The following is a 26,872-nucleotide window of genomic DNA, read 5'->3' on the forward strand; positions in this document are numbered from 1 at the left end:
CCACCCCTACATGAAGCTCTCTAATCCGGTCTGCTCCTGGCCGCTCTTGACCTCCTCCCAGGACACGTCGAGCGCTTCGAGGATGCGCGCGATAGGACCCTTGAGCGTCTTGTCGAGCATCTTGTCCCAGTCGACCTCGAAGGCGTCGGGGACCTGGTCGGCGTACTCGAAGCAGATCACGTCGGGGTCGCGCTTGAACTCGCCGTACAGCGGGTCCTCGGCGGGATCCAGGTCCAGTTTCTCTTCGACCTCCCGGAAGAACTCGGGGTGGACCTTCTCCAGATAGACCCGCTTGGGTTTCGACCCGCTGGCGAAGTTGGTGTCCAACAGGAGGTTGGCGTACTTCGCCCCGCGGACCTGCGCGGTGTCGGTGTCGTAGTTGTCGAGTTTCTTCCCGATACCGCCGGGAATACCCACGTCGTCGAGACTGACGTTCCCGTTCTGGAAGTCCTCGATAACGTCGTGAACGTAGTCTTTCACGTCCTCGATGTCCTCGCCGTGGACGATCATCTCGATGACCTGCAGCTGGACCTCCTTCGTGATCGGCGCGATGTCCGACCGCTGGTACTCGAAGCCCGTGATGTCGATGTCGTCGACCTCCTTGCCCTCCTTCCAGACGATGTGGCCCGCGTAGCGCTTCTTCTTGCCCGCCTGGAAGAACCGCCGGTAGAGCTTCTCGAACTCGATCTGGAAGCGGTGCGAGTCGGCGTTGAGCTCCTCGCGGGCGAACTCGTCGTAGCGGTCGTTGATGTGCTCCTCGATCTCGAAGGACTGCTCGATGGCGTCCTCGGTGTCAAGATCGCCCAGTTCGAGCATGACGGAGTCGGTGTTATGGAGAACGAGTCCGCCGACGGCGTCGACGAAATTCCCGTTCTCTGCGACGCTGAGGTCGTACACGTAGCCGTCGTGGCTGACATCAGTCACCTGGGGGTCACGACCGCTACGGTAGTACGTACACGTCCTGATGGTGTAGGAGTCTTTCTCGTCTCTGTATTTGAGCGAGTGTTTCTGCCCGCGCTGGGTCAGGAGCATGGAGAGTCCACCGGCGAGTTCTCGACTTGTCGTCTCGAAGTCGAAGTTTCGTTCCGCGTACTCTTCGGTGTATCGGGGGAACTCTCTAGACCCGTCGCCCTCAACGAGAACTTCGAGGAACAGGTCCTGCAACTCGTCGGGCAGGTGGAAGACGAACGAAGGGATCCGCTTGCCCCGGGAGGTTTGCCCGGCGAACTCACGGAAGAACACCGCGGCCAGTTCGTTCATCATCTGGAGTTTCTGCGTTCCGTCATCGTACGTCACGCTTTCGGATCCGCTTCCGAGTTCGTACTCGACGGTCCGTTCGTCACCGCTGTCGCTCGGAACGATACTTGCAGTCGTGCTGTCGAACAACCGATAGTAGTCGGCCTGCAACTGTTCGAGCCACTCGGTCCGTTCCTCGGAGATACTTGCTCCGAATCGAGAACGAGTTGTCTCGGCTGTCGACGAACTCCCCTCGGAGACGTACGCTGCCAGCAAACGGACGAGGGCTCGACCGTTCTCGCTCTCGAGGTCGATGTGGCGTTTCACGCGAACGGTCTTTGATTGGTCGCGGTGGTGCTCGTGACCGAACCAGACCCACTGGTCGTCCGCGTGCACGCGCTTCACTTTCGTTTCGGCGGCTTCGCTTCCGACGCTGCGACCGTCTTCGTACTCCCGGGTGTACCCGTCGAGCACTTCGTACACGTCGACAGTCGAGCGCTCGTCGACTGCAGGCACACCAGGGATTCGAAGCGGTTCGTCCACGTCCGATGGACTCGCCTCACCGTAACCACCGTCCTCCTCCACGACGTAAGCGTGGTCGCGCGTCGTCGTGGATTCCCCGAACTTGTGCCGGAGCGTGACTACGTCTTTCCCCGTTCGATGTCGGATGACCTGCTCTATCGGTTGCCACTCGGGTTCTCCTGTCTCCGAAATCGAGAGCGCTTCCCAACCGTCGAGCGTGCGGCGGTCCTTGGGGTCGTCGTCCTGAGCGATCACACCGCCATCTGCGGTAACTACCACACGGGAGTTCGCAGTTTCAGCCGCTCGTTCGAAGAGACCCTCTATCGGCAGGATCCGGACGGTATCCGATCCGTCCCGAACCACGACAGGCCGGTCGCCGGTGACACTGTCCCCGTAGGTCACCTCGTACCCCAGCTCGCTCGACGCCTCGGCCGTGAAACTGATGACCTCGCGGTTCGTCGAAGTGACGCCGGCGCTCATTTCACGGTCGTAGAGCCTGAAACGATCCCATCCGAAGACCCCATATAAAGAATTCATAATCACCTTGACAGCTGCTTGCTGCCGGTCATAGCGCTCGTACGCCTCAGATACGGGGTCGTTGTCGTTTCGTCGGGACTTCTTTTCCTCACGTTCTGACAGTAATTCGTCGACCATCTCCCGGATGATGCCGTCGGGTTCCTTCCGGAAGTGGACGCCCGTGGGCGTGCGGTAGGTCTCGCCGTCGTAGCTCTCGGGGTCGACCTTCGTCTCCGGCGAGGCGTTGATGGTCGTCATCGACATCGGATAGAGGCTCTTAAGGTCTAGAACGCTGACATTTTCTCGGACCCCGGTGATCGGGTCGAAGACGGCGCCGCCCTCGAACTCGTCGGTGGCCTCCTGTTGCCCCTTCGAGGGGAGCGCGAACTCGCCGTAGGCCTTGTGGAGGACGTACATGTCGACGGCGTCGCCGGCGGTAGGGGCGTCCTCGATCTTACAGCCCACGAGTTTGCGCGCCTCGTCCCAGAAGGCGATGATGTCCTGCTTGCGGTCGAGTTCGACGCACAGTTCCACGTCCCGGAGGTTGTATTCGAGGAGTCGCTCGGGGTCGTCCTCCCACAGGTCGCCGATGTCGCCGGTGTAGCGTTCCTTGCCGGCGTCGAGTTCCATCTCGCCGACGGCGTCCAGGCGGTAGGACTCCAGTTCGGTGAACTGCGTGCTCTTGTACGCCCGGAGGAGGTCGAAGACCACGCGGCCCTTGATGTCCGGGCCGTTCCAGTCCGAGCGCCACACCTCGTCGACCCGGGAGAGGCGGTCGATGTCGAGGTCGTAGTCGTGGTTCGGTCCCGCCAGTTCCTCGACGCGGTCGAGGAAGTACGGCGCGTCGAAGTCCGCGAAGTTCCACCCCGTCAGGATGTCGGGGTCCGTTTCCTCGATGTACTCGATAAAGGCGTCGAGCATCTCCTGCTCGGAGTCGAACACGCGCACGTCGGCGTCGATGTCGTCCTCGATGGGGTCGTACTCCGCCAGCGCGGCGGGGCCGTCGACGCCCGCGGGCGACTGGTAGAGCCAGTTGATGTACTCGTCGTCGTAGGAGTCGTGGGAGGTGAGACAGACGATGGTCTCGTCGCCGTCCTCGGGGAACCCGTTGCGGTCGTCGACCTCGATGTCGAAGGTGTTCACTCGCGGCGTGGCGTTGTCGTCGACCGCCTCGATTTCCTGGTGGGGGATGCGGATCGTTCCGTCGTCGTCGCGCCGCTCGGGCACGCGGACGCCGCTCTCGATGTCCTTGTCGATGAGCAGGCGGTTGGGGAACAGGATGTCGGCCTCGTAGTGCTCGAAGTCGTCGCGGACCTGGCCCACGTCCCGGGGTGTGCGGCCGATGATCTTCGCGAGGCGCTCGCCCCGGATCGACTCGAAGGGCTCGCCCTCGGCGTCGGTCTCGCGGTAGTCGACGAGCCCGTCGTACCCCGCGATGCGCTCGTCGTCGACGTTCTCGATAGGCGCGTAGAAGTACGGCTCGAAGTCGTACACCGCGACGTGTTCGAGGGTCGGATCCTCGTCCGCCCCCTCGGCCTCGCGCCGGCCGAAGACGTGGACGACGGGGAACTCGTCGTCGCCGCTGTACTCGACGGTGTAGTCGACCTGGGTGACCGTCAGCGTGACCGTTCCCTGCGCGTCGGGGAACCGGACCGAGTCGGCGTCGACCACCGTCGCAGCGCCGCCGCCGTCCTCGTCGCCGGCGACGGCCTCGGCCTCGTCGGCGGGCCGCTCGTCGCCGGCCCCGAAGTCCCCGAACTCCGTTTGCTCCATGTTACTCCGGGTTGGCGGGGCCCGACTAAAATAGTCGCGGTCTCCCGGGTCGGCGGCGACGCCGCGGCCGGCGCGGTTCAGATAGCTTTTCCGGCGGAGCGCCGAAGGCCGGGACACGATGGTCGAACGCGAGACGTGGGGGACGAGAGTCGGCTTCCTCGTCGCGGCGGTCGGGAGCGCAGTCGGCCTGGGGAACCTCTGGCAGTTCCCGTTCAAGACGGCCGCGAACGGCGGCGCCGCGTTCGTCGTCTTCTACCTCGTCGCGGTGACGCTCATCGGCTTCCCGGCGTTGCTGGCGGAGTTCGTCGTCGGGCGGCGGACCCACCGCAACGTCGTCGACGCCTTCGGGGAACTCGGCGGACCGCCCTGGCGGGTCGTCGGCGCCGTCGCCATGGTCACGGGCTTCTGGATCCTCTCGTACTACAACGTCGTCGGCGGGTGGGTCCTCCGGTACGTCCTCGGCAGCGCGACCGGCGCGTACTTCGACGACCCCGGCGCGTACCTCTCGGCGGTCGCATCCGGTCCCGGGGCGGTCGCCGCGCAGTTTCTCTTCCTCGCGATCCTCATGACGCTCGCGCTCGGCTTCCAGAGCCTCTTCCTGGCGGAGGACGCCGCCTTCTTCGCGCCCCTGTGAGCGGGAATCGCGACCGTCGAACGGGCCGCGACGCCGGTGGGCCCCTCGGACGCCGCGCTTACCGGACCATGTACGGATCGCCGCCCGGCAGGAACCGTCCGAGGTCCGCCCGGCGGACGTAGTCGCGGCTCCGCAGCTCGACAAGCGCGTCGACCAGTGCCCGCTCGTCGTCGTCGGACCACTGCGCGGGGTCTTTGACCGGGATGACGAGCCAGCCGCTCCCCGGGATCTCGGTCGCGTGCTGTTCGTCGAGGTCGACCTCCTCCGGCGGTCGCGCGGTCATGTTGGCGAAGACGTGCCGCGTCGCGCGCTCGCCGACGGGGAGGAGGACGTGGGCGGTGATCGCCCGGACTTCGGAGTCGAAGACATCCTCCAGCTCGGTGTAGTCCCGCTCGCTCGGCACGCCCTCGGGGACGCAGGGGTACAGATACGAGAGGAAGGTCTTCTCGACGACCGGCGGCGTCCCGGCTTCGGCGAGCAGGCCGCCCTCGACGAGGGCGCGCTGGAGGCGCTCGCTGGCGTCGAACTCGGTGAACGGGTAGCCCGACTCCCCGCCGCCGTGGACGCCGGGGTGGTCGCCGACGACGTGGAAGTCGGCGTTCGCGTCGCCGTATCCCGGCACGAACCGCTCGCACGGCGGCGAGAAGCCGAAGGGGTTCGACTTGCGGGCCGTGACGTTCTTCACGTTCGCCCGCAGTAGCGGGCCGGTCAAAACTCCGCCGGTTTCCGCCGTCCCCGCCGCGACGACGCCGCCGGTTCGGACCGCTTCCGAGCTCCGGAGTCGACGGACCCGGCGGCCGACCGATCCGCCGAACCGAAACGTTGTATACATCGCGTACATAGTAAACACCATGGGAACGATCTCGGCGCGGGTGCCGGACGAGCTGGAGGCGGAGCTCGAAGCGTACCTCGACGAGGAGCAGCTCGACCGGAGTACCGCCGTCCGCAAACTCCTCGCGGACGGGCTGGAGGAGTGGCGCCGCGACCGCGCGCTCGAACGGCTCGCCGCCGGGGAGATCACGGTCAGCGCCGCCGCCGAGCGCGCGGGGATGTCGGTCTGGGACCTCCTGCGACTCGCGAAGGAACGCGACGTGACGTGGGTCGACGGCGACCACGTCGAGGACGACCTCGAGTCGCTCTGATGTGGGTGTTCGACGCCACGCCGCTCATCTACCTGGCGAAGGTGGATCGGTTCGGGCTCGTGGACGAAATAGAGGGGCGGTCCGTCGTCCCCGAGCCCGTCCACGCGGAGGTGGTCGAGACCGGCATCGAAGCGGGGTATCCGGACGCTCGGCGGATCGAAGCGGGCATCGAGGACGAGGTCGTCGACATCGTCCCGGTCGCCGACACGCCGCTTCGCTCGCGACTTCGGGAGAACCCGAAGCTGAGCGAGGCGGACGCCGCGGTGCTGGCCTGCGCCGACGCGCGCGGCGGGACCGCCGTGATGGACGAGACGTACGGCCGCGATGTCGCGTCGACCGAGGGGATCCCGACCCGGGGAACCGCCTATCTCGTCCTCTCACTGGCCGCGGACGGGACGGTGAGTGCCGACGAGGCGCGGTCGGTGATCGACGCGATGGTCGACGAGGGGTGGTACTGTTCAACGGACACGTACGCGAAGATCATTTCGAAACTCGAATCGATGGCCGATTGACCGTCGCGGGGTCCGCGACCGACGTCCGACCGTCGGGAAACGCTTTTCTCCCGGACTGCCGATGCCCCACCAATGACCGCACGGACCCGCGTCGGACGGCCGTTCCGCCTCCTCGGAGGTGGCTCGGCGTGACCCGCGACGAGGACATCGAGGACCTGCGCGAACGGAAGGAGCGAGCGCGGACGGGCGGCGGCGAGGAGCGCATCGAGGCCCAGCACGACCGCGGCAAGATGACCGCCCGCGAGCGGATCGACTACTTCCTCGACGACGACACCTTCGTCGAGATCGACCAGCTCCGCGAGCACCGCTCGACGAAGTTCGACATGGAAGAGAAGGAGTTCCCCGGCGACGGCGTCGTCACGGGCTACGGCGAGGTCGACGGCCGCACGGTCTTCGTGTTCGCCCACGACTTCACCGTCCTCGGCGGCTCCCTGGGGGAGGCGTTCGCCCAGAAGGTCTGCAAGGTGATGGACAAGGCCATGGAGACCGGCGCGCCCATCGTCGGACTCAACGACTCCGCCGGCGCCCGCATCCAGGAGGGCGTCGACGCGCTGGCGGGCTACGCCGACATCTTCCACCGCAACCAGCTCGCCTCCGGCGTCGTCCCGCAGATCTCGGCGATCATGGGCCCCTGCGCGGGCGGCGCCGTCTACTCCCCGGCCATCACCGATTTCATCTTCATGGTCGAGGAGACCAGCCACATGTTCATCACCGGCCCCGACGTGATCGAGACGGTCACCGGCGAGGAGGTGACCTTCGACGAACTCGGCGGCGCGGCCACCCACACCGGCGAGTCCGGTGTCGCCCACTTCGCGCCCGCCGCCGAGGAGGAGGCGCTCGACGACATCCGGTATCTCCTCTCCTATCTCCCCGCGAACAACGCCGAGGACCCGCCGCGCGTCGAGCCGTGGGACGACCCCGACCGCGCCGACGAGGGCCTGCGCGACGTGGTGCCCCAGGCCCCGCAGAAGCCCTACGATATGCACCGCGTGATCGACGGCGTCGTCGACGAGGATTCGTTCTTCGAGGTCGCCGAGCGCTACGCGCGGAACCTGCTGACCGGCTTCGCCCGCCTCGACGGCCACACGGTCGGCGTGGTCGCCAACCAGCCCCGCGTCAACGCCGGGACGCTGGACATCGACTCCTCGCTGAAGGGCTCGCGGTTCGTCCGCTTCTGCGACGCGTTCAACATCCCCCTCCTGACGTTCGTCGACGTGCCCGGGTTCATGCCCGGCAAGGATCAGGAGAAGGGCGGCATCATCAAACACGGCGCGAAGCTACTCTACGCCTACTCGGAGGCCACGGTGCCGCTGATGACCGTCATCACCCGCAAGGCGTACGGCGGCGCCTACGACGTGATGTCCTCGAAGCACGTCGGCAGCGACGTGAACTACGCCTGGCCCACCGCCGAGATCGCCGTCATGGGCCCCGAGGGCGCCGTGAACATCCTCTACGACGACGAACTCGATGCCGCCGAGCAGGTCGAGGAGAAGCGTCAGGAGCTCATCGACGAGTACCGCGACGAGTTCGCCAACCCCTACACCGCCGCCGAGCGCGGGTACGTCGACGACGTGCTCGAACCGCCCGAGACGCGCTCGCGGCTGATCGGCGACCTGGAGACGCTACGCTCCAAGCGGAAAGACCACCCGGACCGGAAGCACGGGAACATCCCGCTGTAGCGGCGAGGGCGGACGGTCGAACGGAAGCTTTACGTACTCTTATTTGACACATCCGACACTGCGCCCCGGTTCCGTGGTGGGACGCGGTCGCCGGTCGGGTGGGGCGCGGGAGCGCTCACATGGACCACGCGAGACACGCGCTGATCGTCGTCTGTCTGGGACTGCTCGCCGCGACCGCCGGCTGCGGGTTTCTGGCCGGGGGCAGGGCCGAATCGCCGACAGCGTCGCCCGCCGTCGATGCGACCGACACCGCCGAGACGCCGGCAACGGGCGACTCGGCGCCGGGATCGCCGGAGCCGACGGCGACGGCGACGCCCACCGCGGGCGACGGGGAGATCGTGCCCGTCGACGGGAACCTCTCGGTGAACGCCACCCGGGTCTTCGAGCGGGTCGAGCGGCTCCACGGCGTAGAGGCGGACGCCCCGACGGTCGTCGTCGGGACGGGAGAGCCCCGGGAAGCCGGAACGTACGACTCGCCGTTCTACCGAGCGGTCGGGATCACGGGGCGGATATACGCCGCCGGGCAACTGGTCGGTCCCGAGGAAGTGTTCGTCGACGCGAACGTGTCGGACCCGGAGCGGACGCTCGCACACGAGTTCGCACACACGGTCCATAGCCAGGAGCGGTGGCTCCCCACGGGCCTCCGCAGCGTGTCGGACGACGAACTGAGAGCGGCCTGGGCCGTCATCGAGGGATCGGCCGTCTACACCACCGACGAGTACCTGCGAACGCACGCGGAGGACGCACGGCTCGGCTCGCGCACCCTCAGGCGGTCGTACGACGACGGCAACCCCGCCTACCGGCTCTTCGTCAGCAGATACGTCGCCGGTGTCGAGTACGTCGAAGCGCGCGCCGACTCGCCGAGCGAACTCGAACCGGTCCTGACGGACCCGCCCGAGACCACCGAGGCGATCCTCCACCCCGACCGGAACGTCTCGGTCGGCTACCTGGCCGTCTCGACGGCCCCCGGGAACTGGTCGGTCGAGCCCGGCCACTACCCCTCCGGCGCGGACCGCAGGGGCGAGCTGTTCGTCCGCGAACTCCTGCGGCTCGAACTCGACCGCGCGGTCGCCGACTCCGCGGCGAACGGCTGGGACAACGACCGCAGTCTCGCGTTCGTCGACCCCGGGAGCAACGAGACGGCCGTCGCGTGGACGCTCCGGTTCGAGAACGCCACCGAGGCCGACGAGTTCGCCGCCGCGTTCGAGCGGTTCGCCGACCGCCGCGCCGCGAACTCCTCGCTGACGTTCGCGAGCGAGCGCGTCGCGCCCGAGACGCTCACGGTCTTCGCCGGCAACGAGACGTTCGTCGACGGCGCCGTTGCGACCGGCAGCAACGAGTCGGTCCACATCGCGGTGCCGAGCGCGAACGGGACGGCGTCCACGCAGGGCGTGCGCCCACCTGCCGCGGACTAGCTCCGGGACCGGCAGCCGTACATTCAAATACGAATACGCGCTACTGTCGACTATGGCACAGGCGACCGGCCGGATCGTCCCCGGTGAGGAGTCGGCGATCCACGACGAACCCCACATCGAAGGGCGTCGTATCACGGTGTTGCAGGTCGTCGAACGGGTCGAGGGTGCGGACCGCGATCCGAAAGCGGTCGCCGACGAGTACGACCTGCCGGTCGCCGACGTGTACCGCGCGCTGACGTACTACCACGACCATCCCGACGAGATGGCCGGGGTTCGCGAACGACGCCGCGAACGCGAGGCGTCGGCACGAGAACGCGGTGCGAAGACACTCGACGAGCTCAGATCCGACCGGGAATGACGTATCGGGTGCTGTGCGACGAGAACGTCCCGGAAAGAGCCGTCGAGCACCTCGACGGGTTCGGGATCGACGCGGTCCACGTCTCGGACCGACCGGGTGCCGGAAGCGCCGACGAACGTGTGGCCCGGTTCGCGCAGGAGCGGAACCGACTCCTCCTCACCAACGACGACGACTTCTTGGACGAGTCGGCGTACCCGGACGTACCTGTCCTCTACTATCCCGACAACGCGACGGACAGTCACGCGCTCGCCGCGAGAGTCGACGAGCTGGCGTCCCTGGTTCCGGATCCGTCCGACCCTCGGACGGGCCACGTTTCTCACGGAGTGAGCGGGAGCTATCCGCGGCCTCCGCCGTCGACGAGCCGCCATCCGACGACGCCACAGAGCGCGAACCCGTAGGCGTTCAGCGACCCGTGCAGGGTCACCATCCGACCGATGCTCAGGCCGAGCGGATTCGTCCCCGAGAACGCCGCGATTCCGTAGCCGAGCGCCAGCGCCATCGACGTCGGGAGCGCGAGCGCCGAGACGCCCACGAGCGCGGCCGGGAGCGGGTCCAGCGACGGGACGGCGCGGACGAGGGTCAGCAGCCCGAACCCGGCCACGGCGACCGTGAACGCGCCGACGGCGACCCCCTCCACGAGCGGGGAGAAAGAGATCCCGACGGCGATTATCGCCGGACCGACGAGGATCACGCCCGCGACGATGCGCGCCGCGCCCTCGAAGCCGCCGAGGTGTCGGCCCGTCACGCCCGCGAGGACCGGCAGCGCGAACCCGGCGAAGTGGAAGTGGACCGCAGTGAGCAGGACGATCGTCGGGTCGAACCAGAAGGTGATCCCGAGATGCGACAGGACGAGCGCGACGGCGGCGACCGGCGCGTAGGCGAGGCCGGCGTCGACGAGCGCGGCGGTCGGCGGCCGGACCGCCCCTCGTTCGACGGCGCGGGAAGCACCGGCGAGCGCGAGCAGACTCGTCACGAACACCCACGGCGCGGCCAGCCCCGCGGCGACCGGTCCGGCGTCGACCACGAGCGAGAGGGCCACCAGCGCCGCGCCGACGGGGAGGAGCGCGACGGCGGCGCCGAGCAGTCGACCCGACAGCCCGGTGAACTCGCCGCGGGCGGCCAGCCCGACGCCCAGCGGGACGACGACCAGCGGCGCCAGAGCGAGCGCGCGCTCGACCTGTGAGAGCCCGCCGGCGGCGGCGAGGACGACCCACAGGCCCGCGCCGGCGACCGCACTCAGGTCGGCCAGCGTGACGCCGGCGACGAGGCGCGCGAACGGGTCGGGGTCGGTACCCGGGTCTTCGGCCGTCTCCGTGTCTTCCGCGGTCTCCGCGCCGCTCATGGCGGGAGCGGGTCGACCCCGGTGACGGGCTTCAGGTCGTCGGGCACCCGGTCCATCTCCCGGCGCTCCTGGGTGAACGACCCCCGGTAGCCGAGGATGTGCCCGACGAGGCCGCTCTCGACGGTCGCCGTCACGTGGAACTGCTCGTCGTCCTCGTCGTAGCGGTCCCGGACCGTCACGTCGACCGCCAGCGGGCCGGGTGTCGGGAGATAGCGACCGCCGACGCGGGTCCACTGCTTGCCTCCCTCGACGACGAGGACCCCGTCCTCGACGCGCGGGTGGAGTTCGGAGACGACGTGGCCGCCGGTTCCCAGGAAGTCGAACAGCCGTTCCCGGTCGGCGTCCCACACGGTCGTCGAGTCGAACTGTCGCACTTTGCCGTCGAAGTCGAACTCGCGGCGGGTGGTCAGTGCCTCGTAGCCCGCGGGGTCGCGCCACCCCACAGTGGTCACCGAGAACGGCACGTCCTCGCCGGACTCGGGGAACAACAGGTTCCGCGCGGGCATCGCGTAGAGGACCGGCAGTGCGACCGCGCTGCGCGTGATGTCCATCAGCCCGCGACCGACCGTCGCGAACGCGTCGTCGGGACCGAGCGCGTACCGCTCGCGTACCTCCGGGTGCAGGTCGTCGGCTACCTCGCCCAGCGCGTGCTCGTAGACGCCCGTCACGTCACCACCGCCGACACGGAGTCCATACCGGGACTGATGGGGCAAGCGACAAAACGGTTGCTGGCGGCGCTGGGCAGTCGAACCGGGCAAATCGGCACAGCGGGGTCGATAGACCGGCGTTCAGGACGCTTCCTGAACCATGTCGCGGGCGTCGTCGTCGCTCAGGTCCGTGTCGTGTTTCTCCCGGGCGTGTTCCTTGACGTGCTGGATGACCTCCTGTTCGTCCTCGGATTTGATCATGAAGTCGTCTCCCTGGCTGCATTCGACCTGGTAGGCCATACGGGCCTCGACGGACCGCGGCGGTATTGCTATGCGGCGACTTCCGAGCGGTAGGTCGGCCCCTGTCGAACGGTAGCACGACGCATCGGAGAGTATCGACGGCCTGTCCCGGTCACTCGTCGCGCAGGAGCGCGTCGTCGCCGTGGCGTTCGCGCAGTTCGCGGAGGTACGCCTGGCTTTCCCGCACGCGCGCCGTCGGCTCCTCGTAGGCGTGTTCGAACCACTCCTCGACCACGGGCTCGTAGGCCTCCGCCGCCTCGATCAGTTCGGCCACTCGCTCGCGGTTGCGCCGTTCGATGGCCTCGACCGCCTCGTCGTCGAGCAGGCCGCGCTCGCGGAGGAACCGTTCCATCCGCGGGATCGGATCCCGTTCGCGCCAGCGCTCGACCTCCTCGTCGGTGCGGTACCGCGAGGGGTCGTCCGCGGTGGTGTGGGCGCCGAAGCGGTACATCTCGGCCTCGACCAGCGTCGGGCGCAACTGGCCTTCCGCGGGGTCGCGGGCCTTCTCGACGGCCCCTTTCGTCACCTGGTAGACCGCCAGGGGGTCCATCCCGTCGACGCGGACGCCGGCGAAGCCGTAGGCGTCGGCCTTCTCCGCGATGGTGGCGCTGGCGGTCTGCCGGTCGCGCGGGACCGAGATGGCGTACTGGTTGTTGTTGCAGAAGAAGACCGCCGGCGCGTCGAAGACGCCGGCGAAGTTCAGCGCCTCGTGGAAGTCCCCCTCGCTGGTTGCCCCGTCGCCGAAGTGACAGCAGACGACGCGGTCGTCCCCCTGCAGACGGGCGGCCCACGCCATCCCCGTAGCGTGGGGGAGGTGGCTCGCGATAGAGATGTTCAGCGGGAAGACGTGCTTGGAGGCGAGCCACTCGTTGCCGACCTCGTGGCCCATCCAGTACAGCAGGTACTCCGGTTCGAGCCCGCGGACGGCGACGGCGCCGTGCTCGCGGTACTGGTCGACGATCCAGTCGTCGTCACGGAGCGCGTGGGTCGACGCGACCTGCGCGGCCTCCTGGCCGGCCAGCGGCGGGTAGGTTCCCATCCGGCCCTGGCGCTGGAGGGAGACGGCTCGCTCGTCGAGGTGGCGGGCGAGCTTCATCTCGCGGTAGATCCCCAGGAGCGTCTCGTCGGACAGGTCCGGGACGGTCGCGCCCTCGCGGACCCGACCGTCGGCGTCGAGCACCTGCGCCAGCCCGTCCTCGGTCCGCGCGACGCGTTCGCTGTCGCTCACTGGTGACTCGACGGCCAGCAACCGCATAACCGTTTTCCCGAGCGGCGGCCAGGGGCTCGCCGCCGGGGAGTCACCCCGATGTCCGATTAGATTTAAAGGGCGACGCGCGGTACAGGACGGTATGTTCGAGAAGGTCCTCGTCGCGAACCGCGGCGAGATCGCCGTTCGCGTGATGCGAGCCTGCGAGGAGTTGGGGGTCGGGACGGTCGCCGTCTACAGCGAGGCCGACAAGCACGCCGGCTTCGTCCGCTACGCCGACGAGGCGTACAACGTCGGTCCCGCCCGCGCGGCCGACTCCTACAACGACGGGGAGGCCGTCATCGAGGCTGCGAAGAAGGCCGGCGCCGACGCCATCCACCCCGGCTACGGGTTCATGGCCGAGAACGCCGACTTCGCTGCCCGCGTCGAGGGGACCGACGGGATCACCTGGATCGGCCCCGCCAGCGAGGCGATGGAGCGGCTCGGCGAGAAGACCCACGCCCGCCAGGTCATGCAGGAGGCCGACGTGCCCATCGTCCCCGGCACCACCGAGTCCGTCGAGGACCCCGAGCAGGTGGTCGAGTTCGGGGAGGAACACGGCTTCCCCGTCCTCATCAAGGCCGAGGGCGGCGGCGGCGGGATGGGCCAGGAGGTCGTCGAGAGCCCCGAGGCGGCCGAGGAGGCGCTGGAGACCGCCCAGCGCGAGGGCGAAGCGTACTTCTCGAACGCGTCGGTCTACCTCGAACGGTTCCTCGACAGCGCCCGCCACGTCGAGGTGCAGATCATCGCGGACAAACACGGCAACGTCCGCCACGTCGGCGAACGGGACTGCTCGCTCCAGCGCCGCCAGCAGAAGGTCATCGAGGAGGGGCCGAGTCCCGCGCTGACCGACGAGTTGCGCGAGCAGATCCGCGAGGCGGCCCGCCGGGGCGCCGACGCCGGCGACTACTACAACGCAGGCACCTTCGAGTTCCTCGTGGAAGACGAACAGCGCAACGACGAGGGGTTGCTCGACGCCGACACCGACTTCTACTTCCTCGAAGTCAACACGCGCATCCAGGTCGAACACACCGTCACGGAGGAGCTGACGGACATCGACCTCGTGAAGTGGCAGATCCGGGTCGCCGCCGGCGAGGAGATCACCTTCGCGCAGGACGACGTGGAGCTGGAGGGCCACGCGATGGAGTTCCGGATCAACGCCGAGAACGCCGCAAACGACTTCGCCCCCGCCACCGGCGGCGAACTGGAGGTGTACGACACGCCGGGCGGCATCGGCGTCCGCGTCGACGACGCCCACCGGCAGGGCGACGAGCTGGTCACCGACTACGACTCGATGATCGCGAAGCTCATCACGTGGGGCGAGGACCGCGAGGAGTGCATCGCCCGCGGCAAGCGCGCGCTGGCCGACTACACCATCGAGGGGTTCCCCACGATCATCCCCTTCCACCGGATGATGCTCACCGACGAGCCGTTCCTCGAAGGCAGACACACCACGAAGTACCTCGACGAGGACCTGGACCACGACCGCATCGAGGCGGCCCAGGAGCGGTGGGGCACCGAATCGGCCGGAGGCGACGACGAGGACGAGGAGGTCGTCGAGCGGGAGTTCACCGTCGAGGTCAACGGCAAGCGCTTCGAGGTCGAACTGGAGGAGCGGGGCGCGCCGGCCATCCCGACCGGCGGGGACGGCGCGAGCGGCGGCCAGCAGGCCCAGCGTCCGCAGCCCGGCGGTGCCGGCGGGGGTTCCGGCGGCAGTTCAGACAGCGGCGTCTCGGCCGAGGGCCAGGAGGTCACCGCCGAGATGCAGGGCACCATCCTCGAAGTCAACGTCGCGGAGGGCGACGAGGTCGCCGCGGGCGACGTGCTCTGCGTCCTCGAAGCGATGAAGATGGAGAACGACATCGTCGCCGAGAGCGCCGGTACCGTGACCGCCGTCGCCGTCAGCGAGGGCGACTCGGTCGACATGGGCGACACGATGTTCGTCCTGGACTGACCGCGGCCGGGCCGACTTCCGGACTGGAAGACTTTTGACAGTGCGTTTGGACGATCCGGTAGATGGTCCCCGACAGTTCCCTCTCCAGGCGCCAGGTGCTCGCGAGCGGCGGCGCGGCGGGCGCGCTGCTGGGCGGTAGCGCCCTCGCGCGGCGATACCTCCGGACGGTAGCGGGCGCGACGACGGTCGGCGGTGCGAGCGGATGGCCGATGGTCGCTCGCGACCCCGGCGGCACGGCCTACGCGCCCGAGGCCGACCCGCCGACCGACGGGGTCAACGTACGCTGGCGGCGGGGGATCCTCGCGGGATCCGGGGCGGACGAGCGACCCGCTCCGGTCGTCGCCGGCGGCGTCGTCTACGCGGTCGGTCCGTTCGGGTCGGAGAACGCGCCCCATAGCCCCGAACTGCTCGCCGCGTCGGCGAGCGACGGGGACGTGCTCGCGCGCGTCCGCCAGCCGGTCCGGACCGCGCCGGCCGTCGCGCCCGCTCGCGCTTACCGCCGCCGGACCGTCGCGACGCTGGAGACGCCGACGTTCGACCCCCACCGGCTGGTCGGGCTTCCGGGCGCCGACGCCGGTTCGGGCGGGTGGGTCGACGGGGACGGGTCCGACCCCTGGGTCGGCGCCGACCCGACCCGGTGGAGGGCGTCGGTCGACGCGGCGTCGGACAGCTACTCGCAGGTCCACTTCGGCGGGACCACGACGCCCCCGCCGGTCGCGGCCGGCGACACGCTGGTGACGTACTTCCGCGGCACCCTCGCAGCGGTCGACGGGAGCAGCGGCACCGTTCGGTGGACGAGCGACGAGTCGCTGCCCGCCACCCGGCCGGCGATCCGCGACGGGGCCGCCTACGTCGTCGGGCCGGAGGGCGGCATCCGGGCCTACGACCTCGCGACCGGGGCGAGCACTGACCTGTCGGTCGACTTGCCGGGCCGGCCGATGTACCTCGCAGCGACCCCGGCCCGGCTGTACGTCGCGGGTGAGGGGTGGGTCCGCGCCCACTCGTTCGACGGGTCGGCCGACTGGCGGGCCACGTTCCCCGAGGGCGCGTCGGTGCCGACCGGGCCGGTCGCTGTCGCCGAGGGGACGGTCTACGCCCGGCGCGCGGACATGACGGCGACGCGGCTGTGCGCCCTCGACGCCGATGACGGTTCGCTCCGCTGGGTCTGTGAGGGCGTGGCGCCGAGCGAGGCCGCGTATCTGCCGGCGGCGACCGACGACGCGGTGTACGTTCCCACCGACGCGGGCGGACTGGCGGCGGTCGACGCGGCCGACGGCTCGGTCCGCTGGCGGTTCGACCCCGGCGGGGAGCCGTGTTCGCCCGCCGCGCTCGCCGGCGACGCGGTGTACGTCGTCGCGAACGCGCACCTCTACGCGCTGGAGGAAGCATGAGCGACGAGCGCGACGCGACGACCGGCAGTTCCGAAGCGCCGACCGACGGGGCTTCGTCCGGTGAGACCGACGGCGGTTATCCGACCGGCCCAGCGGTCGACCGCGACGACCGAGCGCCCCTCACCGGAACCGGCCTGATCCGCGAGGGAGCCGTCCGCCTGCGCAGGCACCCGAGCGTCCTCCTCGCGATGCTCCTGGCGGGGCTGGCCGTCGCGGTCGTCGACTGGGTCCGGCTGGTCGACCCGGTCCCGGTCGCCGCGTTCGAGGGTATCACTGCCGGGCGCGTGACGGTCCACTACGGGATCATGGTGAGCGTCCCGGCCGACGTGACGACGCCGCCCGCGGCGCTGGCCGGGCTGAAGCCGGGCTGGCTGGTCTGGGTCGCGGCGCTGGAACTGTTCCGGGCCGCGGCGCTCGCGGCCGCGGGTGTCTACGCCTTCGTGACGCTGCTCGACGCCGACCCGGACCGGGCAGCGGTGGCCCGCTACGGCCTCGCCTTCGGCGCCTTCGCGCTCCTCCGGGCGTTCGCCCCCGCGGGCGAGGTGCCGCTGCTCGTCGGGCTCCCGTTCGTCGCGCTGTACTTCTACGTCGTCGCCCACCTGGTCGCGCTCCCGGCGCTGCTCGTCGAGGGCGTGTCGATCCCCGGCGCGGTCGGGCGGAGCTGGCGGCTGGCGACCGGCCACGGCTGGGCGCTGGCCGGCGTCGTCCTGGTCCTCGGCCTCGCGACCTATCTCGCGGCGAGCGCGCCTGTCGGCGGCCCGGTTCTGGCGAGCGCCGTCGCGGCGGTGCAGGTCGGGACCGTCGCCGCGTTCGTCCGGCGGGCGCGGCGAGTCGACCGGACGGCCGCGACGTGACCGAGCACGGCGGCCGCCCCTCGGGTCGCGTGCCGCCTCCGGACCACTTACGGTCGCGCCCGAGAGAGTGACGGCCATGCAGGAGACGCGCGAGCGGGTCCTCGACGCGCTGTCCGAGGGGTCGGTCACCGGGCCGGAACTGGCCGAGCGGCTGGACGTGTCGCGGGCGGCCGTCTGGAAGCACGTCGAGGCGCTCCGGGAGGCGGGGTTCGATATCGCGAGCAGCGACGCGGGCTACGAACTGGTCGCGGTCCCCGAGTTCGGCGGCACGGCCGTCGAGTACGGTCTGGACGCGCCCTTCGACGTGGAGTTCCACGAGTCGATCCCGAGCACGAACGCCCGCGCCCGGGACCTCGCCGGAGAGGGCGCCGCCGATGTGGCCGTCCTCGCCGACGAGCAGACCGGCGGCCGGGGCCGCCTCGACCGCGAGTGGTCGTCACCGAGCGGCGGGGTCTGGTTGAGCCTGCTGATTCGGCCGGACGTGCCGGCCACCCACGCGCCCGCGTTCACGCTCGCGGCCGCCGTGACCGTCGCGCGGGCCGCACGCGAGGCCGGCGTCGACGCGCGGATCAAGTGGCCCAACGATATCGTCGTCCCCGGCGAGGACGCCGAGGGCGACGAGATCGAGCGGAAGCTCGCGGGGATCCTCACGGAGATGGAGGGCGAGGCCGACCGCGTCTCGTGGGTCGTCGTGGGGATGGGGATCAACGCCAACGTCGACCCGGAGGACCTGCCGGGCGACGCGCGACCGACGACGCTGTCGGCGGAGGTCGGCGAGGTCGACCGGCGGGTGTTCGCCCAGCGCGTGCTGGAGGAGTTCGACGACCTGCGCGGGGATCTGGAGTCGGTGGTCCCGGCCTGGCGCGAGCACGCGACGACGCTCGGCAAGCGCGTGCGGGTGGACACGCCCGGCGGCGAGGTCGTCGGCGAGGCCGTCGACGTGGCGTTCCCCGGGACGCTCGTCGTCGACACCGGCGACGAGCGGGTGTCGGTCACCGCGGGGGACTGCGAGCACCTGCGCCCGGTCGAGTGAGAACGGCGGGTGGTGTCAGGAGCTCTCGACGCCGGCCGCGGGGTCGGCGTCGGCCTCGACGACCTCGTCGGACTCGACGGCGCCCTCGCTGACCGGCACCGTCACGACGGGCACGGCGGACTTCCGGACGACGCGCTCGGCGACGCTCCCCAGCAGCAGGCGGTCGATCCCGCCGCGGCCGTGGGTGCCCATCACCACCACGTCGACCGGCTGGTCGCGCGTGTAGCGGACGATCTCGGTGCTCGGCGTCCCCTCGACTGTCTCGGCCTCGACGGCCACGTCGTCGGGCGCCAGCCGCTGGACCCCCTCCAGCGCCGTCTCGCCCTCCGACTCGAGGACCTGGCGGACGCCGTCCCAGGAGGTCTCCATCGGGAGCCCGGTGAAACTCGTCGCGTCGACGACGTACAGCGCCTGAATCGTCGCATCGTGGACCCGCGCCAGTTCCCCCGCGTGGTCGACCACCCGCTCGATGCCCGCCGAGCCGTCCGTCGGCAGGAGGATCGTGTCGTACATCCCCATGCCAGTACATACCACGCACGGCGGTATAACACTTCGGCAGGAACGAGTTGACCCGCGTCGAAACACGGGGGGAAGCGGTCAGGACGGAGCGGACGGCGAGCGGCCGAACCGCGATTCGGCGATCAGGCGCCGGCCATCTGCCGGCAGGACTCCGCGCACTCCTGCAGTACGTCGGCGCAGACCTGGCAGTGGTCGGCGTCGTGCTTGCCACACTCCTCGGCGCAGGCCTCGCAGGCGTCGGCGCAGGCCTCCGCGAGCGTACTACTGAACTGCGAGTCCCGCGCCATGAACCGGGCGTGCAGGGAGGCGAGATCGGCTACGTCCCGACAGAGTCGGGCGCACTCCTCCATCTTGGCGTCACCGAGACACTCGTCGGCGCACCACTCACAGACCTCGGCGGCCTCGTTGCAGTTCTCGATGCACTCGCGCTGCTCGTCGCTCAGGCGGTCGATCTTGGAGACGGTGTCGGCAAGTGACATTGCGGGTGCGAATAGGCGTGTGATTCCAGTCAACACACTGCCTGTATCTCCAAGCGGTGCCGGCCGGATCACCGCCCGACCGATACCGGCGGCTTCAGAGCGACAGCGGGGCAACCGTTCAGCGTCCGGGCAGGTACACGTCGGTCACGTCGGCGACGCCGGCGCGACGGACGACCGCGCGGACGGCGTCCTGCGCGCCGGCGAGGTTGTCGGAGTCCCCGTCGAGGACGAGCAGTTTCGCGTCGCGGCCGGGCTCGACCAGCCCGCAGTTGCGGTCGGCGATCTCGGCGCCGTTGACCGTCGCCATCCGCAGCACCTCGCGGGCGCTCACGTCCGCGAGCTTCGCGGCGAACTCCATCTCGCGGAACATCGACGGGCTGTTCAGGAAGACGTTGTCCGTCCCGAGCGCGACGGTCGTCCGTTCGAGGAGCTCCTCGATCGGGGGGAAGCCCACGTCGGTGACGAGGTTCGAGCGCGGACAGACGACGACCGGGGTCTCGCTGTCGGCCACGCGGTCCATGTGCAGTTCCTCGGCGTGGACCATGTGGACGAGGAAGTCGGGGTCGAGGTCGAGCGCGGGGTTGATGTCGGAGGCGTCGACCTCGCCGGCGTGGATGCCGAAGGGCTTGCCGGCGCGGGCGGTCGCCGTCCGCTCGCGGGAGAAGTCGGCGTCGTTGGCGCCGCTGGCGCCGAACCCGTCGGCCGCCTCCATCGCCTCGACCGTCTCCCGGCCGAGGACCACCGGATCGATGGGCAGCCCGTGGGCCGCCCGATCGAAGGCCTCGACGCCCGCGACGCCGCCCTCGCGGAACTCGATGCAGGCCGCCGTCCCGGCGTCGACCATGAACTCCAGGGACCGCCGCATCGCCTCGACCTTCTCGTCCCGGTCGGCCTGCCGGAGCAGGCGGTGTTTCAGCCCGTCGGGCGGCGCGACCAGCTCTTCAAGGGAGAGGCCGCCGCCGGCCTCCTTGGCGATGGAGTCGCCGATGTGGGTGTGGGCGTTGACGAACGCCGGGAGGACGATGTCGTCGCTGTGGGTCGGGGCCTCCTCGACGGCCGTGATCGTGCCGTCCTCGACGACGACCCGGCCCTCGACGGGCTCGAACTCGCGCCCGCGGAGGATCGTGCCCTCGAACGTGGTGGAACTCATCACAGGGAGTCGCCCGAGGCGTCAGTTAAAGCCGTCGGGGCGGGTCGGCGCGGGTCGGGGCGGGTCGGCGCGGGCGGATCCGCGGACGGCGACACCGTCAATTGAAATCGTCGAGGGTCGCGTGGACGCCGGGGCGCACGTCGCGGACCCGGGTGTCGTCGAGGTCGAGCCCGAGCGTCCGGACGGCGGCGTTGCCGACCCGCTCGGCCGTCTCGGCGGGCGCGTAGACGCCCAGCCGCCACTGGTCGCGCTGGGCGGCCCGCAGGGCGTTGACCAGCGTCGACTGCTCGCTCAGCCGGCGCACCTCGCCGTTCACGAGGACGCGGCTCGACGACTCCTTCATCGAGGGGCGGCCGGGCACGTCGAGGATCACGGCGTCGGGGTCGACGTTAGCCTCGTCTGCGACCGCGCGCTCGTGGTCGCGGATGGCCTCATGGTCGGCGTCGAGCAGGTCCTCGGGGACCGCCGCCATCTCCGCCCAGACGCCCCGCTTGTAGAGGTCCCGGCGGTCGAGCCGGTGGGCGAGCGCGGCGGTCGCCTCGCACTCGCGCAGGGCGACGCGCAACCCGCAGTCGTCCATCCGCCGCAGTTCCGCGGCGTCGATCTCGGTGTGGGCGAGCAGCCGCTGGGTGCCCCGCCGGAGCATCGCCTTGGCGATGCGGGAGACGTGGTGGCTGTAGACCGTCGGGTTCATCAGCGCCCGCGAGAGCAGCAGGCTCTCGGCGGCCTGGACGTTGCCCTCGTCCAGGACGAGGTCGCCGTCGACGAACCGCAGCGCCCGCACCAGCCGCTCGGCGTCGATGGTCCCGTAGGAGACGCCCGTGTGGTGGGCGTCCCGGACGAGGTAGTCCATCCGGTCGACGTCGAGCTCGCCCGAGACGATCTGGCCGAGTTCGCCGTCGCCGGCCACGAGGTCGGCCACGGCTGTGGGGTCGAGATCGTGGTCGCTCAGGACCCGGGCGACGGGCCCGTCGGCGATGAGGTCGTGCACGTCGTCGTGGTACTTGCCGGTCCGGCGGTGGATGATGTCCTCGATGTTGTGGCTGTAGGGGGCGTGGCCCACGTCGTGGAGCATCGCCGCCGCGCGGACCCGTTCGGCCTGCCGGCCCTCGATGCCGAGGTGGGCCAGCGCCTCGTTGGCGAGGTGGTAGACGCCCAGCGAGTGCTCGAAGCGGGTGTGGTTGGCGGAGGGGTAGACGAAGGTGACCGTCCCGAGTTGCTTGATCCGCCGGAGCCGCTGGACGGGCGGCGTGTCCAGCAGCGCCGCCGCGACGCCCTCGACCGCGATGTGGTCGTGGACGCTGTCCTTGATCGTCGTCATCACTCCGGAGTTGTGTGCCTCCGGACATAAGGATACGGACGGTTCCCGAGCGAACACGGCACTGTCCGTCCGCGCGCCGCCGCGGCCGACAGCGGCAACGGCAGTCCGCCGGCCGACGACGGTCAGCGGACGACCGTCAGCAGGTCGCGCAGTTCCTGTTCGGAGGCGTTGCCCTCGCGGACGGGCTCGCGGGGCTGGCGGCCCATCTCCTCGACGGTCTCGACGGCCCGCTCGGGCTCGTAGCCGCGGTCGTGGGCGAGCCAGGCGGCCAGCACCTGGCCGGTGCGGCCCACCCCGTCGAGGCAGTGGACGACGACCCGCTCGTCCGCCTCGACGGCCTCGTCGAGGAAGGGCAACACCTCCTGTTTCAGGCGGGCGGGAGAGGCGAGGTGCCCGTCCGGGATCGGCGCGTGGAGGACGTTGTCCTCGCCGAACGCGTCGACGTACCCGTCGACCTCGGCGTCGGCGGGCGACTGGTCCCCGGGGAGGAGCGAGCAGACCCGTTCGATGTCTCTGTTGCGCACGACGGCGATCCAGTCGGCGAGGGCCTCGCTCCGGTCGGCCGCGGTGTGCCAACCGGGACTGCAGGCACCGAAGACGTGCTCCTCGTCCGGTGCGGCGGGGGCGAGCCGGTGGGCGTCGGCACCCGACTCCCGTTCGTGAACGTCTGCCATCTGGTAGTGGTCGTACCACTCGACGCCCCCTCTTGAGTTGCGCGGTGCAATTCTCAGCCGTGACAATTGCGCTCCGGTGACACGGGTCGGGCGTACACCGTCACTCCTCGACGAGATACCGGAACGCCCGGAGCGTGTTGCGGCCGCTCTCGGTCAGCGAGACGCGGGTCGAGCGGCCGACCTCCTCCAGGTCGACGTAGCCGTTGTCCGCCAGCGGGCCGAGGACGTGGCTGTCGAGCAGGCGGTACTCGCTCTTGCGGTTGGCGGCGTCCCGGTCGGCGATGAACGGAAGTCCCTCGCTCTTGCCGAAGTCGATGAGGTCCCGCTTGCGGGCGCCGCCCTCGGCGTCGAGGTAGTCCATGACCGCGACGTGCTGGGGCTCGGGGCTCTGCATCGGGTAGGTCGGGAGTTCGGTGATCTCGCGGATACCCTCGGCCACGTCGCCGTCGGTCTCGGCGGCGTAGCGCTGGGCGCGGACGTAGTAGGGGGTCGCGCCGGTGGCCATGCAGGCGATCATCCCGCCGATGGCCGTCACCTTCGACCCCGAGGCGAGGTTGACGTACACCTCGTGGTCGGAAAAGCGGGTCGCCAGCTCCGCCACGGTCCCGATGGAGTCGTAGAAGTCGAAGATGTTGCACGGGACCGTCTCGTGGTCGATACCCTCCTCGTCGAGCCGTCCCCGCACCGTCTCGACGTAGGAGGGGTGGTCGGTCTCGTCCTCGTAGCGCAGGAGGACGACGCGGTCGGCGCGCAACTCGACGGCCGGCAGGACGATCCGGTCGTTCTCGTAGCCCACCGGGATGAGGTGGACCCGCTCCGCGACTTCCATACCCGGGTGTCTCGGCCCGCCCTGAAAACGATTGTCCCGACACAGTTGACACAGAGGCGGCGGTTACACCGGCTGATAATGCTGGACGGGGTTTTTGCCGGGCAGGCGCTTCCCTCCGGTGTATGCCGGTCATGGCGAGCGACGACTTCTCTGTCCACACGGACGACTGTGACCGCTTCGACGACGGGATGCCGATCTCGGACCTGCCGGACGAGGTGAACTCGATCGAGGACCTCGACTGCGAGTGCTGGAGCGCGTTCGACTCGCTGTCCGAAGTCGAGTAACGGTCAGTCGACCGCCCGGATGCGGTTCATCCGGCAGATCGGACAGCAGACCGCAGTCTCGTCCCGCGGGATGACGAACTCGACCTCGCAGGTCCGGCAAACGTAGGTCTTCCCCCGCTCGCCCGTCAGCTCGGTCACCTTAGCCATCGCGACCGCTCCGAGCTCGGCGTCGATTCGCGTTTCGTGGCTCCCGGTGTGTCGCCATACTTCTGGGTCCGTCGGAGTGTACGGGCTCGCCGGCCTTGTGGGTTGTTACCAGTTAGATCCGGACGGCAGTACCGATCGGGCCTGCCCGCGGTCAACCTGGGGCACCCCTCGGACGTCCGGCGGCGGTACCAACGCCCAAATACCCCGGCCGACAACGCCGCGGCATGGACGATCTGCGCGACCCGTCGACGCTGCGCGACGACCCGGCCGTCGAGTACTCCGAGACGAGCACGACCGACGGCGAGGACGCCTTCGAGTACTTCTCCGAGGTAGAGGGGTTAGTCGCCGTCGGCGTCACGAACGACGTCGGCGCGGTGTTGCTGATGGACAGCCCCCACGGCTGGCGGCTGCCCTACGGCCACGTGCCGAGTGGCGCCGACTGGCTCGACCGCGCCGCCGAGATCGCCGCGACGATGACAGGGAGCGACCCCGCCGCGGCCGAAGTCCGCCGCGTCACGGCGGTCACGCACGAACTGCGGACCGACACCGAGCGGATAGCGACGAGTTACGACGCCGTCGTGGGGACCGAGCCGGTGGCGGGCGAGCCGGTCGCCGACGACCCGACGTTCGGCGAGTGGACCGACCTCGACCTCGACTGGTTCGCCGAGGTGCCCGACGACGCCTACCACGCCCACGGCGACGCCGTCGACGACATCGAGCGCTTCCTGGAGTGAGCGGCCGACCGACCGCCGCCGGACTGTGTCGACTGTGTCGGCCGTCGCGACGAACCGGTCCGTGTCAGCACAGTAGCTAAGCCGGGACCGGTGGACCACTCGACCATGCCGACGGATCTCTCACCGGTCGACGACCGGCTGGCCGACGCGCTCGCCGCCGAGCGGACGCGCCAGCGGGAGACGCTGTCGCTGATCGCCAGCGAGAACTACGCCAGCGAGGCGGTCCTGGCTGCCCAAGGCTCGGTCCTGACGAACAAGTACGCCGAGGGCGAGCCCGGCGACCGATACTACGCCGGTTGCGAGCACGCCGACGAAGTCGAACGCCTCGCCCGCGAGCGCGCCCGGAAGCTGTTCGGCGCCGACCACGCCAACGTACAGCCCCACTCGGGCACGCAGGCCAACCTCGCCGCCTACCAGGCGCTGCTGGACTCCGGCGACAGGATCCTCTCGCTGGAGATGAGCCACGGCGGCCACCTCAGTCACGGCCAGCCGTACACGATGGTCGACGAGCACTTCGAGGTGGCCCACTACGGCGTCGACGAGGCGACCGGTCGGCTGGACTACGACGCCGTCGAAGCCCGCGCCGCCGAGGTCGACCCCGACCTGGTCGTCTCGGGGTTCTCCGCGTACCCGCGGCGGGTCGACTGGGAGCGGATGCAGGGGATCGCCGAGGCCGTCGACTCCTACCACGTCGCCGACATCGCACACCTCACGGGCCTCGTCGCGGCCGGCGTCCACCCCTCGCCGGTGGGCGTCGCCGACCTCGTGACGGGGTCGACCCACAAGACGATCCGGTCGGGCCGCGGCGGGATGGTGCTGTGCGGCGAGGACTTGGCCGGTCCGGTCGACACCGCGGTGATGCCCGGCTGTCAGGGCGGCCCGCTGATGCACGACGTCGCCGGCAAGGCCGCGGGCTTCGCCGAGGCGCTGACCCCCGAGTTCGAGGCGTACGCCCGCCAGGTGGTCGACAACGCCGCGGCCCTGGCCGACCGCCTGCAAGAACGCGGGTTCGACTTGGTCACCGGCGGGACCGACGTACACTTCGTCCTCGTCGACCTGCGGGAGACCCACCCCGACCTGACCGGCGAGCGCGCCGAAGAAGCGCTCGAATCGGTCGGGCTGGTCGCGAACAAACAGACCGTGCCCGGCGACGACCGCCCGGCGACCGTCGGGAGCGGCCTGCGGATCGGCACGCCGGCGGTCACCACGCGCGGGTTCGACGCCGCCGCGACAGAGCGGCTGGCCGACGCCGTCGCCGACGTGCTCGATTCGCCCGACGACGACGCGGTCGCCGACGCCGCCGCCGAGACGGTCGCCGACCTGTGCGAGCGGTTCCCCGTCTACGGCGACGCGGCGGTCGCCTCCGCATGAGCATGGTCGAGCCCGCCGACCTGACGGTCCGCCGGTACCGCGCCGGCGACGGCGAGCGCGTCCGCGAGCTGAACCGCGAGGCGATGGCCGGGACGCCGGAGCGGGTGGTCGACGCGCCCGACACGGATCTGGGAGACGTGCGGGGCCACTACCTCGACGCCGGCGGAGAGTTCCTCGTCGGCGAACTCGACGGCGGAGCGAGCGAGACCGACCCGGACGACGGGGAGATCGTCGCCACGGGCGCGTTCGAACCGCTGGACGGCTGGATGGCCGAGCGCTTCGACGCGGCGGCCGGCACCGGCGAACTCTCCCGCGTCCGCGTCGACCCCGCGATGCAGGGCCGGGGGATCGGGACCCGGATCGTCGAGGAACTCGCCCGGCGGGCCCGACGGCGCGGCTACCGGGCGCTGGTCCTCAACACCGGCGCGGACAACGAGCAGGCCCGCGGGTTCTACGAGTCGCTCGGGTACGCCCTCGTCCGCGAGGAGACCGTCGAGTTCGAGGACGCGACGCTCGACCTCGCGCTGTACTGGCGCCGCGTCGACTGAGGCGACCGGACGGCCTCACGCCGGTCGCGGAATCGATCCGTCCGACCGCGGGCTCGCCCGGTTCCCGATCCGACGGGCCTCCCGCCTCGGTACCGGTCGTCGTGTTCAGTACAGGGGATGGACTTACCACGCCAGCATCCGCCGAGCGAACGAAGTGAGCGAGGCGGTTCGCCGGACGCAAGCGAGCGAAGCGAGCGCGTCGTCCGGCCTTTTTTCCCCAAGTTTTTCCGGCGGAGGATCCCCGCAGCGGCCCGCAGGGCCG

General features: G+C 70.0%; 27 protein-coding genes and 1 pseudogene. 15 read left to right on the forward strand and 13 right to left on the reverse strand.

The genetic code is table 11. The annotated features are described in order from the left end of the window. Positions 1-6: 6 nt before the first annotated feature. Positions 7-4,047: a DNA polymerase domain-containing protein gene (locus tag ACMGFI_RS20235; protein ID WP_436912095.1), complete on the reverse strand. Its 4,041-nt coding sequence runs from the start codon at positions 4,045-4,047 to the stop codon at positions 7-9. 118 nt (positions 4,048-4,165) lie between these two features. On the opposite strand from ACMGFI_RS20235, the pseudogene ACMGFI_RS20240 reads away from it, so the two are divergent. Next, positions 4,166-4,609 (forward strand): annotated as a pseudogene (locus tag ACMGFI_RS20240) (sodium-dependent transporter); the annotation flags it as partial. Positions 4,610-4,739: 130 nt separating this feature from the next. Here the strand turns inward: ACMGFI_RS20240 and ACMGFI_RS20245 are convergent. Further along, positions 4,740-5,366: a uracil-DNA glycosylase family protein gene (locus ACMGFI_RS20245; protein ID WP_436912096.1), complete on the reverse strand. Its 627-nt coding sequence runs from the start codon at positions 5,364-5,366 to the stop codon at positions 4,740-4,742. A gap of 166 nt (positions 5,367-5,532) precedes the next feature. Between ACMGFI_RS20245 and ACMGFI_RS20250 the strand changes: the two genes are divergently transcribed. The 6 genes from ACMGFI_RS20250 to ACMGFI_RS20275 all read left to right on the forward strand — a co-directional run bounded on the left by ACMGFI_RS20250 (position 5,533) and on the right by ACMGFI_RS20275 (position 10,185). Beyond that, entirely contained in the window at positions 5,533-5,823 is a 291-nt protein-coding gene (locus tag ACMGFI_RS20250) for a hypothetical protein (protein WP_436912098.1), read from the forward strand. Further along, complete coding sequence (locus ACMGFI_RS20255; protein WP_436912099.1) at positions 5,823-6,335, forward strand: PIN domain-containing protein; 513 nt, start codon at positions 5,823-5,825, stop codon at positions 6,333-6,335. Before ACMGFI_RS20250 ends, ACMGFI_RS20255 begins: the two co-directional genes overlap by 1 nt. 128 nt (positions 6,336-6,463) lie before the next feature. Continuing rightward, positions 6,464-8,014 (forward strand): acyl-CoA carboxylase subunit beta, encoded by a 1,551-nt coding sequence (locus tag ACMGFI_RS20260; protein WP_436912101.1) that lies wholly within the window; start codon positions 6,464-6,466, stop codon positions 8,012-8,014. 119 nt (positions 8,015-8,133) lie between these two features. Further along, entirely contained in the window at positions 8,134-9,429 is a 1,296-nt protein-coding gene (locus tag ACMGFI_RS20265) for a hypothetical protein (RefSeq protein WP_436912102.1), read from the forward strand. A gap of 52 nt (positions 9,430-9,481) precedes the next feature. Then, a complete protein-coding gene (locus tag ACMGFI_RS20270) occupies positions 9,482-9,787 on the forward strand; it encodes a DUF433 domain-containing protein (protein WP_436912104.1) in 306 nt (101 codons plus the stop codon). After that, positions 9,784-10,185 (forward strand): DUF5615 family PIN-like protein, encoded by a 402-nt coding sequence (locus ACMGFI_RS20275; protein WP_436912105.1) that lies wholly within the window; start codon positions 9,784-9,786, stop codon positions 10,183-10,185. Before ACMGFI_RS20270 ends, ACMGFI_RS20275 begins: the two co-directional genes overlap by 4 nt. On the opposite strand, the gene ACMGFI_RS20280 is transcribed toward ACMGFI_RS20275, so the two are convergent. The 4 genes from ACMGFI_RS20280 to pdhA all read right to left on the reverse strand — a co-directional run bounded on the left by ACMGFI_RS20280 (position 10,122) and on the right by pdhA (position 13,331). After that, positions 10,122-11,129, reverse strand: a complete 1,008-nt coding sequence (locus ACMGFI_RS20280; protein ID WP_436912106.1) for a YndJ family protein — start codon at positions 11,127-11,129, stop codon at positions 10,122-10,124. The two genes, ACMGFI_RS20275 and ACMGFI_RS20280, sit on opposite strands and share 64 nt — an antisense overlap. Beyond that, positions 11,126-11,797 carry a DUF4166 domain-containing protein gene (locus ACMGFI_RS20285; RefSeq protein WP_436912108.1) on the reverse strand — a complete coding sequence of 224 codons (672 nt, stop codon included), beginning with the start codon at positions 11,795-11,797 and terminating at the stop codon, positions 11,126-11,128. The genes ACMGFI_RS20280 and ACMGFI_RS20285 overlap by 4 nt, the downstream gene beginning before the upstream one ends. Before the next feature lie 120 nt (positions 11,798-11,917). Beyond that, positions 11,918-12,076: a DUF1059 domain-containing protein gene (locus ACMGFI_RS20290; RefSeq protein ID WP_436912109.1), complete on the reverse strand. Its 159-nt coding sequence runs from the start codon at positions 12,074-12,076 to the stop codon at positions 11,918-11,920. A 112-nt stretch (positions 12,077-12,188) separates the two neighbouring features. Then, on the reverse strand, positions 12,189-13,331 hold the full coding sequence (gene pdhA / locus ACMGFI_RS20295; protein ID WP_436912110.1) for a pyruvate dehydrogenase (acetyl-transferring) E1 component subunit alpha: 1,143 nt from the start codon (positions 13,329-13,331) through the stop codon (positions 12,189-12,191). Positions 13,332-13,425: 94 nt separating this feature from the next. Between pdhA and ACMGFI_RS20300 the strand changes: the two genes are divergently transcribed. The 4 genes from ACMGFI_RS20300 to ACMGFI_RS20315 all read left to right on the forward strand — a co-directional run bounded on the left by ACMGFI_RS20300 (position 13,426) and on the right by ACMGFI_RS20315 (position 18,554). Next, positions 13,426-15,276: an acetyl-CoA carboxylase biotin carboxylase subunit gene (locus tag ACMGFI_RS20300; protein WP_436912111.1), complete on the forward strand. Its 1,851-nt coding sequence runs from the start codon at positions 13,426-13,428 to the stop codon at positions 15,274-15,276. Positions 15,277-15,338: 62 nt separating this feature from the next. Beyond that, positions 15,339-16,667, forward strand: a complete 1,329-nt coding sequence (locus ACMGFI_RS20305; protein ID WP_436912113.1) for an outer membrane protein assembly factor BamB family protein — start codon at positions 15,339-15,341, stop codon at positions 16,665-16,667. Further along, complete coding sequence (locus tag ACMGFI_RS20310; protein ID WP_436912114.1) at positions 16,664-17,521, forward strand: hypothetical protein; 858 nt, start codon at positions 16,664-16,666, stop codon at positions 17,519-17,521. The genes ACMGFI_RS20305 and ACMGFI_RS20310 overlap by 4 nt, the downstream gene beginning before the upstream one ends. Before the next feature lie 76 nt (positions 17,522-17,597). Beyond that, positions 17,598-18,554, forward strand: a complete 957-nt coding sequence (locus ACMGFI_RS20315; RefSeq protein ID WP_436912116.1) for a biotin--[acetyl-CoA-carboxylase] ligase — start codon at positions 17,598-17,600, stop codon at positions 18,552-18,554. A 15-nt stretch (positions 18,555-18,569) separates the two neighbouring features. Here ACMGFI_RS20315 and ACMGFI_RS20320 read toward each other — a convergent pair whose 3' ends face one another. The 6 genes from ACMGFI_RS20320 to ACMGFI_RS20345 all read right to left on the reverse strand — a co-directional run bounded on the left by ACMGFI_RS20320 (position 18,570) and on the right by ACMGFI_RS20345 (position 23,526). Further along, positions 18,570-19,067 carry a universal stress protein gene (locus ACMGFI_RS20320; protein WP_436912190.1) on the reverse strand — a complete coding sequence of 166 codons (498 nt, stop codon included), beginning with the start codon at positions 19,065-19,067 and terminating at the stop codon, positions 18,570-18,572. A gap of 128 nt (positions 19,068-19,195) precedes the next feature. Continuing rightward, positions 19,196-19,552: a four-helix bundle copper-binding protein gene (locus tag ACMGFI_RS20325; protein ID WP_436912117.1), complete on the reverse strand. Its 357-nt coding sequence runs from the start codon at positions 19,550-19,552 to the stop codon at positions 19,196-19,198. A gap of 118 nt (positions 19,553-19,670) precedes the next feature. Then, positions 19,671-20,702: an amidohydrolase family protein gene (locus tag ACMGFI_RS20330; protein WP_436912118.1), complete on the reverse strand. Its 1,032-nt coding sequence runs from the start codon at positions 20,700-20,702 to the stop codon at positions 19,671-19,673. Positions 20,703-20,799: 97 nt separating this feature from the next. Next, positions 20,800-22,023 carry an HD domain-containing protein gene (locus ACMGFI_RS20335; protein WP_436912119.1) on the reverse strand — a complete coding sequence of 408 codons (1,224 nt, stop codon included), beginning with the start codon at positions 22,021-22,023 and terminating at the stop codon, positions 20,800-20,802. Positions 22,024-22,145: 122 nt separating this feature from the next. Continuing rightward, positions 22,146-22,697, reverse strand: a complete 552-nt coding sequence (locus tag ACMGFI_RS20340) for a protein-tyrosine phosphatase family protein (RefSeq protein ID WP_436912121.1) — start codon at positions 22,695-22,697, stop codon at positions 22,146-22,148. A 100-nt stretch (positions 22,698-22,797) separates the two neighbouring features. Further along, positions 22,798-23,526, reverse strand: coding sequence for an HFX_2341 family transcriptional regulator domain-containing protein (locus ACMGFI_RS20345; RefSeq protein ID WP_436912122.1), 729 nt, complete (start codon positions 23,524-23,526; stop codon positions 22,798-22,800). Between the two features lie 122 nt (positions 23,527-23,648). On the opposite strand from ACMGFI_RS20345, the gene ACMGFI_RS20350 reads away from it, so the two are divergent. Next, positions 23,649-23,810, forward strand: a complete 162-nt coding sequence (locus ACMGFI_RS20350; protein WP_436912123.1) for a hypothetical protein — start codon at positions 23,649-23,651, stop codon at positions 23,808-23,810. A 3-nt stretch (positions 23,811-23,813) separates the two neighbouring features. On the opposite strand, the gene ACMGFI_RS20355 is transcribed toward ACMGFI_RS20350, so the two are convergent. Further along, entirely contained in the window at positions 23,814-23,957 is a 144-nt protein-coding gene (locus ACMGFI_RS20355) for a hypothetical protein (protein WP_436912124.1), read from the reverse strand. A gap of 224 nt (positions 23,958-24,181) precedes the next feature. Between ACMGFI_RS20355 and ACMGFI_RS20360 the strand changes: the two genes are divergently transcribed. The 3 genes from ACMGFI_RS20360 (at position 24,182) to ACMGFI_RS20370 (ending at position 26,610) form a co-directional block, all read left to right on the forward strand. Then, a complete protein-coding gene (locus ACMGFI_RS20360) occupies positions 24,182-24,691 on the forward strand; it encodes a hypothetical protein (protein WP_436912126.1) in 510 nt (169 codons plus the stop codon). Between the two features lie 105 nt (positions 24,692-24,796). Further along, positions 24,797-26,062, forward strand: coding sequence for a serine hydroxymethyltransferase (glyA, locus tag ACMGFI_RS20365; RefSeq protein ID WP_436912127.1), 1,266 nt, complete (start codon positions 24,797-24,799; stop codon positions 26,060-26,062). Then, positions 26,059-26,610 (forward strand): GNAT family N-acetyltransferase, encoded by a 552-nt coding sequence (locus ACMGFI_RS20370; protein ID WP_436912129.1) that lies wholly within the window; start codon positions 26,059-26,061, stop codon positions 26,608-26,610. The genes glyA and ACMGFI_RS20370 overlap by 4 nt, the downstream gene beginning before the upstream one ends. The last annotated feature ends 262 nt before the right edge of the window (positions 26,611-26,872 follow it).

It is taken from the genome of Halosimplex marinum, from assembly GCF_051414075.1.
GTDB lineage: Archaea > Halobacteriota > Halobacteria > Halobacteriales > Haloarculaceae > Halosimplex > Halosimplex marinum.

Excerpts from the sequence above, each read along its gene's own strand:
- ACMGFI_RS20235 (WP_436912095.1), bottom strand. The coding sequence starts at position 4,047 with ATGGAGCAAACGGAGTTCGGGGACTTCGGGGCCGGCGACGAGCGGCCC.
- ACMGFI_RS20250 (WP_436912098.1), top strand. The coding sequence starts at position 5,533 with ATGGGAACGATCTCGGCGCGGGTGCCGGACGAGCTGGAGGCGGAGCTC.
- ACMGFI_RS20255 (WP_436912099.1), top strand. The coding sequence starts at position 5,823 with ATGTGGGTGTTCGACGCCACGCCGCTCATCTACCTGGCGAAGGTGGAT.
- ACMGFI_RS20265 (WP_436912102.1), top strand. The coding sequence starts at position 8,134 with ATGGACCACGCGAGACACGCGCTGATCGTCGTCTGTCTGGGACTGCTC.
- ACMGFI_RS20270 (WP_436912104.1), top strand. The coding sequence starts at position 9,482 with ATGGCACAGGCGACCGGCCGGATCGTCCCCGGTGAGGAGTCGGCGATC.
- ACMGFI_RS20275 (WP_436912105.1), top strand. The coding sequence starts at position 9,784 with ATGACGTATCGGGTGCTGTGCGACGAGAACGTCCCGGAAAGAGCCGTC.
- ACMGFI_RS20280 (WP_436912106.1), bottom strand. The coding sequence starts at position 11,129 with ATGAGCGGCGCGGAGACCGCGGAAGACACGGAGACGGCCGAAGACCCG.
- ACMGFI_RS20290 (WP_436912109.1), bottom strand. The coding sequence starts at position 12,076 with ATGGCCTACCAGGTCGAATGCAGCCAGGGAGACGACTTCATGATCAAA.
- pdhA (WP_436912110.1), bottom strand. The coding sequence starts at position 13,331 with ATGCGGTTGCTGGCCGTCGAGTCACCAGTGAGCGACAGCGAACGCGTC.
- ACMGFI_RS20300 (WP_436912111.1), top strand. The coding sequence starts at position 13,426 with ATGTTCGAGAAGGTCCTCGTCGCGAACCGCGGCGAGATCGCCGTTCGC.
- ACMGFI_RS20305 (WP_436912113.1), top strand. The coding sequence starts at position 15,339 with ATGGTCCCCGACAGTTCCCTCTCCAGGCGCCAGGTGCTCGCGAGCGGC.
- ACMGFI_RS20310 (WP_436912114.1), top strand. The coding sequence starts at position 16,664 with ATGAGCGACGAGCGCGACGCGACGACCGGCAGTTCCGAAGCGCCGACC.
- ACMGFI_RS20315 (WP_436912116.1), top strand. The coding sequence starts at position 17,598 with ATGCAGGAGACGCGCGAGCGGGTCCTCGACGCGCTGTCCGAGGGGTCG.
- ACMGFI_RS20320 (WP_436912190.1), bottom strand. The coding sequence starts at position 19,067 with ATGTACGACACGATCCTCCTGCCGACGGACGGCTCGGCGGGCATCGAG.
- ACMGFI_RS20325 (WP_436912117.1), bottom strand. The coding sequence starts at position 19,552 with ATGTCACTTGCCGACACCGTCTCCAAGATCGACCGCCTGAGCGACGAG.
- ACMGFI_RS20330 (WP_436912118.1), bottom strand. The coding sequence starts at position 20,702 with ATGAGTTCCACCACGTTCGAGGGCACGATCCTCCGCGGGCGCGAGTTC.
- ACMGFI_RS20335 (WP_436912119.1), bottom strand. The coding sequence starts at position 22,023 with ATGACGACGATCAAGGACAGCGTCCACGACCACATCGCGGTCGAGGGC.
- ACMGFI_RS20340 (WP_436912121.1), bottom strand. The coding sequence starts at position 22,697 with ATGGCAGACGTTCACGAACGGGAGTCGGGTGCCGACGCCCACCGGCTC.
- ACMGFI_RS20345 (WP_436912122.1), bottom strand. The coding sequence starts at position 23,526 with ATGGAAGTCGCGGAGCGGGTCCACCTCATCCCGGTGGGCTACGAGAAC.
- ACMGFI_RS20350 (WP_436912123.1), top strand. The coding sequence starts at position 23,649 with ATGCCGGTCATGGCGAGCGACGACTTCTCTGTCCACACGGACGACTGT.
- ACMGFI_RS20355 (WP_436912124.1), bottom strand. The coding sequence starts at position 23,957 with ATGGCTAAGGTGACCGAGCTGACGGGCGAGCGGGGGAAGACCTACGTT.
- ACMGFI_RS20360 (WP_436912126.1), top strand. The coding sequence starts at position 24,182 with ATGGACGATCTGCGCGACCCGTCGACGCTGCGCGACGACCCGGCCGTC.
- glyA (WP_436912127.1), top strand. The coding sequence starts at position 24,797 with ATGCCGACGGATCTCTCACCGGTCGACGACCGGCTGGCCGACGCGCTC.
- ACMGFI_RS20370 (WP_436912129.1), top strand. The coding sequence starts at position 26,059 with ATGAGCATGGTCGAGCCCGCCGACCTGACGGTCCGCCGGTACCGCGCC.